Annotated in this window: 7 protein-coding genes; all 7 read left to right on the top strand. The window is 67.0% G+C overall.

The features are described 5' to 3' along the window. Positions 1-33: 33 nt before the first annotated feature. The 7 genes from rplA to ABZ915_RS28350 all read left to right on the top strand — a co-directional run bounded on the left by rplA (position 34) and on the right by ABZ915_RS28350 (position 12,061). A complete protein-coding gene (gene rplA / locus ABZ915_RS28380) occupies positions 34-759 on the top strand; it encodes a 50S ribosomal protein L1 (protein WP_361455622.1) in 726 nt (241 codons plus the stop codon). 166 nt (positions 760-925) lie between these two features. Further along, complete coding sequence (locus ABZ915_RS28375) at positions 926-1,840, top strand: hypothetical protein (RefSeq protein WP_361808972.1); 915 nt, start codon at positions 926-928, stop codon at positions 1,838-1,840. A 10-nt stretch (positions 1,841-1,850) separates the two neighbouring features. Then, complete coding sequence (locus ABZ915_RS28370; protein ID WP_361808969.1) at positions 1,851-2,642, top strand: LppX_LprAFG lipoprotein; 792 nt, start codon at positions 1,851-1,853, stop codon at positions 2,640-2,642. Between the two features lie 316 nt (positions 2,643-2,958). Next, entirely contained in the window at positions 2,959-3,489 is a 531-nt protein-coding gene (gene rplJ / locus ABZ915_RS28365) for a 50S ribosomal protein L10 (RefSeq protein WP_361808966.1), read from the top strand. Positions 3,490-3,612: 123 nt separating this feature from the next. Further along, a complete protein-coding gene (rplL, locus tag ABZ915_RS28360) occupies positions 3,613-3,993 on the top strand; it encodes a 50S ribosomal protein L7/L12 (RefSeq protein WP_361809115.1) in 381 nt (126 codons plus the stop codon). 584 nt (positions 3,994-4,577) lie between these two features. Continuing rightward, positions 4,578-8,063 carry a DNA-directed RNA polymerase subunit beta gene (rpoB, locus tag ABZ915_RS28355; RefSeq protein ID WP_361808963.1) on the top strand — a complete coding sequence of 1,162 codons (3,486 nt, stop codon included), beginning with the start codon at positions 4,578-4,580 and terminating at the stop codon, positions 8,061-8,063. A gap of 98 nt (positions 8,064-8,161) precedes the next feature. Next, positions 8,162-12,061, top strand: a complete 3,900-nt coding sequence (locus ABZ915_RS28350; RefSeq protein ID WP_361808960.1) for a DNA-directed RNA polymerase subunit beta' — start codon at positions 8,162-8,164, stop codon at positions 12,059-12,061. Positions 12,062-12,132 lie beyond the last annotated feature (71 nt).

Raw genomic sequence — 12,132 nt, 5'->3', positions numbered from 1 at the left:
CCACGACTCCTTTCAGAACACACAGGAGCAGTTGTGAGCAAGCGCAGCAAGGCCCTCCGCGCTGCGGACGCCAAGGTCGACCGGGAGAAGCTCTACGCCCCGCTCGAGGCCGTCCGTCTCGCCAAGGAGACCTCCACGACCAAGTTCGACGGCACCGTCGAGGTCGCCTTCCGTCTGGGTGTCGACCCGCGCAAGGCCGACCAGATGGTCCGTGGCACCGTGAACCTGCCGCACGGCACCGGCAAGACTGCCCGGGTCCTGGTCTTCGCGACCGGTGACCGTGCTGCGGCCGCGGAGGCCGCGGGCGCCGACATCGTCGGCTCCGACGAGCTGATCGACGAGGTCTCGAAGGGCCGTCTGGACTTCGACGCCGTCGTCGCCACCCCGGACCTCATGGGCAAGGTCGGCCGCCTCGGCCGCGTCCTCGGCCCCCGTGGTCTGATGCCGAACCCGAAGACCGGCACCGTCACCCCCGACGTCGCCAAGGCCGTCACCGACATCAAGGGCGGCAAGATCGAGTTCCGCGTCGACAAGCACTCGAACCTGCACTTCATCATCGGCAAGGTGTCCTTCGACGACAGCAAGCTGGTGGAGAACTACGGCGCCGCGCTGGAGGAGATCCTCCGTCTGAAGCCGTCCGCCGCCAAGGGTCGCTACATCAAGAAGGCCGCGATCAGCAGCACGATCGGCCCCGGCATCCCGGTCGACCCGAACCGCACCCGCAACCTCCTCGTCGAGGAGGACCCGGCCGCCGTCTGAGCCTCGCGCTCACCCCGGTAGCCGCGTCAGGGACGTGACAAAAAAGGGGCGGGCCCCGCAACCTTTCGAGGTGCGGGGCCCGTCCTTTCTTTGTGCGGCCTTCCGTACGACTGTCAGTGGCCTGGGTTACGGTGCTGGCACACAACTCGCTTAGGGGTGGGACGAGATGAAGAGCACGACCGTGCGCCGGGTGACCCTTTCCGTCGCGGTGCTGACCGCGCTCACCGGGGTGGCCGCCTGCGGCACCGACAACGGGAGCTCCGGAAAGGGCGACAAGGCGGGCGGCAACGGCGTCACGCACCTCAGCCCCGTCGCCGCCCTGCTCTCCGCCGAGAAGTCCACCGACAAGGCCGAGTCGGCCAAGGTCCGCTCCACCACGTCCATCGGCGGCATGATGTCCATGACGGCCAACGGCGCCCTCTCCTGGGGCGATGGCTTGCGGGGCGACCTCACCATCACGTACACCGGCGGCCAGATGGCCGACGCGATGCGCAAGGCCGGCTCGACGTCGATGGAGGCCCGCTATCTGCCGGACGCCTACTACGCGAAGATGAGCGAGAAGTTCGCCGCGTCGTTCGGTGGCAAGCACTGGATCAAGTACGCGTACGACGACATCGCCAAGCTCGCCGGCGGCTCGGGCGCGTACCTCAAGGACCAGATGCAGAACACCACGCCGAACCAGTCGGTGAAGATGCTGCTGGCCTCCGGCGACGTGAAGAAGGTCGGCCAGGAGAAGATGGCCGGGGTGCAGACCACGCACTACTCGGGCACCGTGAACGTCGCCGACCTCGCCGGCAAGAGCAGCAACCTCAGTGCCTCCCAGCTCGCCGACCTGAAGAAGCAGCTCAAGCAGGCAGGCGTCACCACGGACACCGTCGACATCTGGGTCAACGACCAGAACCTGCTGGTCAAGAAGATCGAGAAGGCTGACATGGCGACCGGCCCGATGACCAGCACGGCGTACTACAGCGACTACGGCGTGAAGGTCACCGCCGAGGAGCCCCCGGCCAGTGACACCAAGGACTTCAAGGACCTCATGAAGTCCGCCGGGACCGTGGCGGGCAGCGGCACCACCTCCTGACCCGCACCCCATGAGACCGTCCGCCGGCGCCGCCGCGCTCGCCGCCGTACTGCTGGCCGGGGGCGCCGCCGGCTGCACCCGGGGGGACGACCCGTCGGCGGCCCCGGCGACGCCCGCCGCGGCCGTCGCCCGGGCCGCCGAGAAGACCGCCGGGCTCACCTCCCTGCGCTACCGGGCGACCGGCCGCATACCGGGGGAGGGCCGCATCCGGGCCGAGGGCTCCTACCGGGCGAACGCCAGCAGCGTGAAGACGCGGGTGACCGGCGGAGAACACCCCGGCACCGGAGAGATGCGGCTCGTGGACGGGATGCTGTACGGCACCGCCAAGCCCCTGCACGGCAAGCACTGGATCTGCTACGGCTCCCTGGAGCGCGGCAAGCTCGACGACTTCCTGGTCCTGAACACCAGGAACGAGCGGGACGAGACCGGCCGGAACCCGGCCAGGGAGGCCGCCTTCCTGACCGCCGCGAAGGACGTGAAGGACGCCGGCGCCGAGACCGTCGACGGCGTGCGCACCACCCACTACACCGGCACGGCCGGCCTCGACGCGATCGACGCCGAGGTGAAGCCCGGCAAGAGCCTCAGGCCGTACCGGACGATGGGCGTAGACGCGCTCACCCTGGATCTGTGGGTCGGCCCCGACGACCGCGCCCGGCAGGTGCGGCTGCGGGGCATGGGACGCCATGGCGAACTCGACCTCACCCTCACCTTCCTCGCCTACGACAAGCGGGTGACGGTCGAGGCCCCGGCCCCCTCCGACACCTCGGACCTCACCAAGCGGCTCAAGCCGGTCAAGGGCTGATCACGCGGGGAAGGCCGGGCCGAACGGACCCGAACGGGCGGATTTGCTTGGCCGCGGTCCGTTCACGTACTCTCCTACAGAAGCCAAAGACCGCTGGTCGTTGCCGTGCACTCGCAGGAGGGCGCGGTGGCCGAAGGATCCGCTGAAATGCGGGCGACCCGCGCAGGTGACCGTGGAAGAACTCCCGGAGCAGGTGCGTCCCCGCTCATGCGCCCGGTTGAGTCCGCCCCGTGCCCCTGCGCCGGGGCGTTTCGTTTTCCCCAGTCCTCCTTCGGGTCCGCGCGGTCAGAATCACCCGGAAGGAGGCCGAGGCTCTATGGCGAGGCCCGACAAGGCTGCCGCAGTGGCCGAGTTGACGGAGCAGTTCCGCAACTCCAGCGCTGCCGTGCTGACCGAGTACCGCGGTCTCACCGTGGCGCAGCTCAAGACGCTGCGCCGGTCGCTCGGTGAGAACGCCCAGTACGCCGTGGTGAAGAACACGCTGACCAAGATTGCGGCCAACGAGGCCGGGATCACCACGCTGGACGACCTGTTCAACGGTCCGACGGCTGTCGCCTTCGTCACCGGTGACCCGGTGACGTCGGCGAAGGGTCTCCGTGACTTCGCCAAGGACAACCCGAATCTCGTCATCAAGGGCGGTGTCCTTGACGGCAAGGCGCTGTCCGCCGACGAGATCAAGAAGCTTGCGGACCTCGAGTCCCGCGAGGTTCTGCTCGCCAAGCTGGCGGGTGCCATGAAGGGCAAGCAGACGCAGGCTGCTCAGCTCTTCCAGGCGCTCCCGTCGAAGCTCGTCCGCACCGTGGACGCGCTTCGCGCCAAGCAGGACGAGCAGGGCGGTGCCGAGTAACTCGGCTCGCGAAATGACCGCCGCCTGAGGCTTCCCGCCTGAGGCAGAGGTCGTAGCGGGCCGAACGTACGCCCGCCAGACATGTACATCCGGCACCAGCCGAGATTTAGTGGAAGGAAAGCCATCGTGGCTCTCACCCAGGACGAACTGCTCGCCGAGTTCGAGGGCATGACCCTCATCCAGCTCTCCGAGTTCGTGAAGGCGTTCGAGGAGAAGTTCGACGTCACCGCCGCCGCCGCGGTCGCCGCCGCCCCCGTCGGCCCGGTCGCCACCGCCGAGGCCCCGGAGGAGAAGGACGAGTTCGACGTCGTCCTCACCGGCGCCGGCGACAAGAAGATCCAGGTCATCAAGGTCGTGCGTGAGCTGACCTCCCTGGGTCTGAAGGAGGCCAAGGACCTCGTGGACGGCGCCCCGAAGCCCGTTCTCGAGAAGGTCGCCAAGGACGCCGCGGAGAAGGCCGCCGAGGCCCTCAAGGGTGCCGGCGCCTCCGTTGAGGTCAAGTAACACCTTCGCGGTCGGCAAGACCGTAGCGAGGGCCGAAACAGTCCCGTAGGGCTGTAACGGTCACGCACCGAGGAGCGATCATCCATCCGGGTGGTCGCTCTTCGGCGTTTCCGGGGTCCGGCCACGGTTACCTTGCACCTGTGATGGCGAGGGGTAAGGTGATCTTCGTCTTGTCCCCGGGTACCCCGGTTCGGGCCAGGGGGCCTTGACGAACCGCACGCAGCGCGCAATTCTCAGGACGCGTCGTCACAAGGATCCGAATCCGAGGCATGGATCGACGGCGAAGAGGGCAGTATCAACGTGCGTTGAGGGCAGGCATGCCGAGGGCGTTGGGAAGAGCGGTGAGCACGGCGAGGGTCTCAAGAAACCCGCACTGGACATCAGTGGGCCAAGTGGCTACACTGACCCTTTGCGCTGCCTGTTAGCTGTCCCCTGCCCGTCACCAGGGGTCTGCCCTCACTCGAGCATCGACGACGAATGTTCCCTGACCTGGCCCTTTGGCCACTTGGGCACAGTCTGTCTCGATGCGTGGGAGAGGGGCCGGTACGCGCGTAGTGAGTCCGAGCCCTCGGAAGGACCCCCTCTTGGCCGCCTCGCGCAACGCCTCGACCGCGAATACGAACAACGGCGCCAGCACCGCCCCGCTGCGCATTTCCTTTGCAAAGATCAAGGAGCCTCTCGAGGTTCCGAACCTGCTCGCGCTGCAGACCGAGAGCTTCGACTGGCTGCTCGGTAACACCGCTTGGCAGAGTCGGGTCGAGGAGGCTCTGGAGAACGGTCAGGACGTCCCCACCAAGTCCGGTCTCGAGGAGATCTTCGAGGAGATCTCCCCGATCGAGGACTTCTCCGGGTCGATGTCGCTGACCTTCCGTGACCACCGCTTCGAGCCGCCGAAGAACTCGATCGACGAGTGCAAGGAGCGCGACTTCACGTACGCCGCGCCCCTGTTCGTGACGGCCGAGTTCACCAACAACGAGACCGGCGAGATCAAGTCCCAGACCGTCTTCATGGGCGACTTCCCGCTCATGACGAACAAGGGCACCTTCGTCATCAACGGCACCGAGCGTGTCGTGGTGTCGCAGCTGGTCCGTTCGCCGGGTGTCTACTTCGACTCCAGCATCGACAAGACGTCCGACAAGGACATCTTCTCGGCCAAGGTCATCCCGTCCCGGGGTGCCTGGCTGGAGCTGGAGATCGACAAGCGCGACATGGTCGGTGTCCGCATCGACCGCAAGCGCAAGCAGTCCGTGACCGTCCTCCTGAAGGCGCTCGGCTGGACCACCGAGCAGATCCTCGAGGAGTTCGGCGAGTACGAGTCCATGCGCGCCACCCTGGAGAAGGACCACACCCAGGGCCAGGACGACGCGCTGCTCGACATCTACCGCAAGCTGCGTCCGGGCGAGCCCCCCACGCGTGAGGCCGCGCAGACGCTGCTCGAGAACCTGTACTTCAACCCGAAGCGCTACGACCTCGCCAAGGTCGGCCGCTACAAGGTCAACAAGAAGCTGGGTGCGGACGCGCCGCTCGACGCGGGCGTCCTGACCGTCGAGGACGTCATCTCGACGATCAAGTACCTGGTGAAGCTGCACGCCGGCGAGACCGAGACGAGCGCCGACAACGGCCAGATGATCGTCGTCGAGACCGACGACATCGACCACTTCGGCAACCGTCGTCTGCGCAGCGTCGGCGAGCTCATCCAGAACCAGGTCCGTACGGGTCTGGCCCGTATGGAGCGCGTCGTGCGTGAGCGCATGACCACGCAGGACGTCGAGGCGATCACGCCGCAGACCCTGATCAACATCCGGCCGGTCGTCGCCTCCATCAAGGAGTTCTTCGGCACCAGCCAGCTGTCCCAGTTCATGGACCAGAACAACCCGCTGTCCGGGCTGACGCACAAGCGTCGTCTGTCCGCGCTCGGCCCGGGTGGTCTCTCCCGTGAGCGGGCCGGCTTCGAGGTCCGTGACGTGCACCCCTCGCACTACGGCCGCATGTGCCCGATCGAGACGCCGGAAGGCCCGAACATCGGTCTGATCGGCTCGCTCGCCTCGTACGGCCGGGTCAACGCGTTCGGTTTCGTCGAGACCCCGTACCGCAAGGTCGTCGACGGCCAGGTCACCGACGAGGTGGACTACCTGACCGCCGACGAGGAGGACCGCTTCGTCATCGCGCAGGCCAACGCCACCCTCAACGACGACCTGCGGTTCACCGAGAACCGCGTCCTGGTCCGCCGTCGTGGTGGCGAGGTCGACTACGTCGCCGGTGACGACGTGGACTACATGGACGTCTCGCCGCGCCAGATGGTGTCGGTCGCGACCGCCATGATCCCGTTCCTCGAGCACGACGACGCCAACCGTGCCCTCATGGGCGCGAACATGATGCGGCAGGCCGTGCCGCTGATCAAGAGCGAGTCCCCGCTCGTCGGCACCGGCATGGAGTACCGCTCCGCCGTCGACGCCGGCGACGTGGTCAAGGCCGAGAAGGACGGTGTGGTCCAGGAGGTCTCCGCGGACTACATCACCACCGCCAACGACGACGGCACGTACATCACGTACCGCCTGGCCAAGTTCTCCCGGTCCAACCAGGGCACCTCGGTCAACCAGAAGGTCATCGTCAACGAGGGCGACCGCATCATCACCGGCCAGGTGCTGGCCGACGGTCCGGCCACCCAGAACGGCGAGATGGCCCTCGGCAAGAACCTGCTCGTGGCGTTCATGCCGTGGGAGGGTCACAACTACGAGGACGCGATCATCCTGTCGCAGCGCCTCGTGCAGGACGACGTCCTCTCCTCGATCCACATCGAGGAGCACGAGGTCGACGCCCGTGACACCAAGCTCGGCCCCGAGGAGATCACCCGGGACATCCCGAACGTCTCCGAGGAGGTCCTCGCCGACCTCGACGAGCGCGGCATCATCCGCATCGGCGCCGAGGTCATCGCCGGCGACATCCTCGTCGGCAAGGTGACCCCGAAGGGCGAGACCGAGCTGACCCCCGAGGAGCGCCTGCTGCGCGCGATCTTCGGTGAGAAGGCCCGTGAGGTCCGTGACACCTCGCTGAAGGTGCCGCACGGCGAGACCGGCAAGGTCATCGGCGTCCGCGTCTTCGACCGCGAGGAGGGCGACGAGCTTCCCCCCGGTGTGAACCAGCTGGTGCGCGTCTACGTCGCGCAGAAGCGCAAGATCACCGACGGTGACAAGCTCGCCGGCCGCCACGGCAACAAGGGTGTCATCTCCAAGATCCTGCCCATCGAGGACATGCCGTTCCTCGAGGACGGGACCCCGGTCGACATCATCCTCAACCCGCTGGGTGTGCCGTCCCGAATGAACCCGGGACAGGTTCTGGAGATCCACCTCGGCTGGCTCGCCAGCCGCGGCTGGGACGTCTCCGGCCTCGGCGAGGAGTGGGCGCAGCGCCTCCAGGCGATCGGCGCCGACCAGGTCGACCCCGGCACGAACGTCGCGACCCCCGTCTTCGACGGTGCGCGCGAGGACGAGCTCGCGGGTCTGCTCCAGCACACCATCCCGAACCGCGACGGCGAGCGCATGGTGCAGCCGACCGGTAAGGCGAGGCTGTTCGACGGCCGCTCCGGCGAGCCGTTCCCGGACCCGATCTCCATCGGGTACATGTACATCCTCAAGCTGCACCACCTGGTCGACGACAAGCTGCACGCCCGCTCGACCGGCCCGTACTCGATGATCACCCAGCAGCCGCTGGGTGGTAAGGCCCAGTTCGGTGGCCAGCGCTTCGGCGAGATGGAGGTGTGGGCCCTCGAGGCCTACGGCGCCGCCTACGCGCTCCAGGAGCTGCTGACCATCAAGTCCGACGACGTCACCGGCCGCGTGAAGGTCTACGAGGCCATCGTCAAGGGCGAGAACATCCCCGAGCCCGGCATCCCCGAGTCCTTCAAGGTGCTCATCAAGGAGATGCAGTCGCTCTGCCTGAACGTGGAGGTGCTGTCCAGCGACGGTATGTCCATCGAAATGCGTGACACCGACGAGGATGTCTTCCGCGCTGCGGAGGAGCTCGGCATCGACCTGTCCCGGCGCGAGCCGAGCAGCGTCGAAGAGGTCTGACGGGAGTCCGGCGGGGCCCTGACCCACAAGGGCCCCGCCGACCCCCAGGCCCCCGTTTCAGACCAAAGACTTACGACCCTGAGAGGGATTGACGCATAGTGCTCGACGTCAACTTCTTCGACGAGCTCCGGATCGGCCTGGCCACCGCTGACGACATTCGTCAGTGGAGCCACGGCGAGGTCAAGAAGCCCGAGACCATCAACTACCGCACCCTCAAGCCGGAAAAGGACGGGCTCTTCTGCGAGAAGATCTTCGGCCCCACCCGGGACTGGGAGTGCTACTGCGGCAAGTACAAGCGCGTCCGCTTCAAGGGCATCATCTGCGAGCGCTGTGGCGTCGAGGTCACGCGCGCCAAGGTGCGCCGTGAGCGGATGGGCCACATCGAGCTCGCCGCGCCCGTCACGCACATCTGGTACTTCAAGGGTGTCCCGAGCCGTCTGGGCTACCTGCTCGACCTGGCTCCCAAGGACCTCGAGAAGGTCATCTACTTCGCCGCGTACATGATCACGTACGTCGACGAGGAGCGCCGTACCCGCGACCTGCCCTCCCTGGAGGCGCACGTCTCCGTGGAGCGCCAGCAGGTCGAGAACCGTCGCGACGCCGACCTGGAGGCCCGCGCCAAGAAGCTCGAGTCCGACCTGGCCGAACTCGAGGCCGAGGGTGCCAAGGCCGATGTGCGCCGCAAGGTGCGCGAGGGTGCCGAGCGCGAGATGAAGCAGCTGCGCGACCGTTCGCAGCGCGAGATCGACCGCCTCGACGAGGTGTGGACCCGGTTCAAGAACCTCAAGGTCCAGGACCTCGAGGGCGACGAGCTGCTCTACCGCGAGCTGCGTGACCGCTTCGGCACGTACTTCGACGGCTCGATGGGTGCCGCGGCGCTTCAGAAGCGCCTGGAGTCCTTCGACCTCGAGGAGGAGGCCGAGAGGCTCCGCGAGATCATCCGTACCGGCAAGGGCCAGAAGAAGACCCGCGCCCTGAAGCGGCTGAAGGTCGTGTCTGCCTTCCTGCAAACCTCCAACAGCCCCAAGGGCATGGTGCTCGACTGCGTGCCGGTCATCCCGCCGGACCTGCGTCCGATGGTGCAGCTGGACGGTGGCCGCTTCGCGACCTCCGACCTGAACGACCTGTACCGCCGTGTGATCAACCGCAACAACCGATTGAAGCGGCTTCTCGACCTCGGCGCGCCCGAGATCATCGTGAACAACGAGAAGCGCATGCTCCAGGAGGCCGTCGACGCGCTGTTCGACAACGGCCGTCGCGGTCGCCCCGTCACGGGCCCCGGCAACCGTCCGCTGAAGTCCCTCAGCGACATGCTCAAGGGCAAGCAGGGTCGATTCCGTCAGAACCTGCTCGGTAAGCGTGTGGACTACTCCGCGCGTTCCGTGATCGTCGTCGGTCCGCAGCTGAAGCTGCACCAGTGCGGTCTGCCCAAGGCGATGGCGCTGGAGCTCTTCAAGCCGTTCGTGATGAAGCGCCTGGTCGACCTGAACCACGCGCAGAACATCAAGAGCGCCAAGCGCATGGTGGAGCGCGGCCGCACCGTCGTGTACGACGTCCTCGAAGAGGTCATCGCCGAGCACCCGGTGCTGCTGAACCGTGCGCCCACCCTGCACCGCCTCGGCATCCAGGCCTTCGAGCCGCAGCTGGTCGAGGGCAAGGCCATCCAGATCCACCCGCTCGTCTGCACCGCGTTCAACGCGGACTTCGACGGTGACCAGATGGCCGTGCACCTGCCGCTGTCCGCGGAGGCGCAGGCCGAGGCCCGCATCCTGATGCTGTCCTCGAACAACATCCTCAAGCCCGCCGACGGCCGTCCGGTGACGATGCCGACCCAGGACATGGTCCTCGGTACGTTCTTCCTCACCACCGACGCCGAGGGGCGCGACGTCAAGGGTGAGGGCCGCTCCTTCGCGGCCGTCGCCGAGGCGATCATGGCCTTCGACGCCGGCGAGCTCTCGCTCCAGGCGCCGGTCGACATCCGCTTCCCGGTGGGCACCATCCCGCCGCGCGGCTGGACCCCGCCGGCCCGCGAGGAGGGCGAGCCCGAGTGGCAGCAGGGTGACAGCTTCCGTCTGAAGACCACGCTCGGCCGTGCGCTCTTCAACGAGCTGCTGCCCGAGGACTACCCGTTCGTCGACTACGAGGTCGGCAAGAAGCAGCTCTCCGAGATCGTCAACGACCTCGCCGAGCGCTACCCGAAGGTCATCGTGGCGGCGACGCTCGACAACCTGAAGGCGGCCGGCTTCTACTGGGCCACCCGTTCCGGCGTCACCGTCGCCATCTCCGACGTCGTCGTTCCCGAGGCGAAGAAGGAGATCGTCAAGGGCTACGAGGCGCAGGACGAGAAGGTCCAGAAGCAGTACGAGCGCGGTCTGATCACCAAGGACGAGCGCACGCAGGAGCTCATCGCGATCTGGACCAAGGCGACCAACGAGGTCGCCGAGGCGATGAACGACAACTTCCCGAAGACCAACCCGATCTTCATGATGGTGAACTCGGGTGCACGAGGCAACATGATGCAGATGCGTCAGATCGCCGGTATGCGTGGTCTGGTGTCGAACGCGAAGAACGAGACGATCCCGCGTCCGATCAAGGCGTCGTTCCGTGAGGGCCTGTCCGTGCTGGAGTACTTCATCTCCACGCACGGTGCCCGTAAGGGTCTGGCGGACACCGCCCTTCGTACCGCCGACTCGGGTTACCTCACCCGTCGTCTGGTCGACGTCTCCCAGGACGTCATCATCCGCGAGGAGGACTGCGGCACCGAGCGCGGTCTGAAGCTGCGGATCGCCAACCGCGACGCCGACGGCGTGCTGCGCAAGGCGGAGGATGTCGAGACCAGCGTCTACGCCCGCATGCTCGCCGAGGAAGTCGTCATCGACGGCAAGGTGATCGCGCCCGCCAACGTGGACCTCGGCGACGTGCTCATCGACCAGCTCGTGCACCACGGTGTCGAGGAGGTCAAGACCCGCTCGATCCTGACCTGCGAGTCCCAGGTCGGCACCTGCGCGATGTGCTACGGCCGTTCGCTGGCCACCGGCAAGCTGGTCGACATCGGTGAGGCGGTCGGCATCATCGCCGCCCAGTCCATCGGTGAGCCCGGCACCCAGCTGACGATGCGTACCTTCCACACCGGTGGTGTGGCCGGTGACGACATCACCCAGGGTCTGCCGCGTGTCGTCGAGCTCTTCGAGGCCCGTACCCCGAAGGGTGTCGCCCCGATCTCCGAGGCCAACGGCCGCGTCCGGATCGAGGAGACCGAGAAGACCAAGAAGATCGTCATCACGCCGGACGACGGCAGCGACGAGACGGCGTTCCCGATCTCGAAGCGCGCCCGACTCCTGGTCAGCGAGGGCGAGCACGTCCAGGTGGGCCAGAAGCTCACCGTGGGTGCCACCAACCCGCACGACGTGCTGCGCATCCTGGGCCAGCGTGCCGTCCAGGTCCACCTGGTCGGCGAGGTCCAGAAGGTCTACAACTCGCAGGGTGTGTCGATCCACGACAAGCACATCGAGATCATCATCCGGCAGATGCTGCGCCGTGTGACGATCATCGAGTCCGGCGACGCCGAGCTGCTGCCCGGCGAGCTGGTCGAGCGCTCGAAGTTCGAGACCGAGAACCGTCGTGTGGTCCAGGAGGGCGGTCACCCGGCCTCCGGTCGTCCGCAGCTCATGGGTATCACCAAGGCCTCGCTGGCGACCGAGTCCTGGCTGTCGGCGGCGTCCTTCCAGGAGACGACCAGGGTCCTGACGGACGCGGCGATCAACGCCAAGTCCGACTCCCTGATCGGCCTCAAGGAGAACGTCATCATCGGTAAGCTCATCCCGGCCGGTACGGGTCTGTCCCGCTACCGCAACATCCGGGTCGAGCCGACCGAGGAGGCCAAGGCCGCGATGTACTCGGCCGTCGGCTACGACGACATCGACTACTCGCCGTTCGGCACCGGCTCCGGCCAGGCCGTTCCGCTGGAGGACTACGACTACGGTCCGTACAACCAGTAAGCGAGCAGCATGAAGGGCGGCCATCCCGTTACGGGGTGGCCGCCCTTCGGCGTGTCTGGGGGCCGTGCGCG

It is taken from the genome of Streptomyces sp. NPDC046915, assembly GCF_040644935.1.
GTDB lineage: Bacteria > Actinomycetota > Actinomycetes > Streptomycetales > Streptomycetaceae > Streptomyces.
Note: the sequence above shows the minus strand (reverse complement) of the source record. Positions and strands in the feature narration are given on the sequence as shown.

Excerpts from the sequence above, each read along its gene's own strand:
- ABZ915_RS28375 (WP_361808972.1), top strand. The coding sequence starts at position 926 with ATGAAGAGCACGACCGTGCGCCGGGTGACCCTTTCCGTCGCGGTGCTG.
- ABZ915_RS28370 (WP_361808969.1), top strand. The coding sequence starts at position 1,851 with ATGAGACCGTCCGCCGGCGCCGCCGCGCTCGCCGCCGTACTGCTGGCC.
- rplJ (WP_361808966.1), top strand. The coding sequence starts at position 2,959 with ATGGCGAGGCCCGACAAGGCTGCCGCAGTGGCCGAGTTGACGGAGCAG.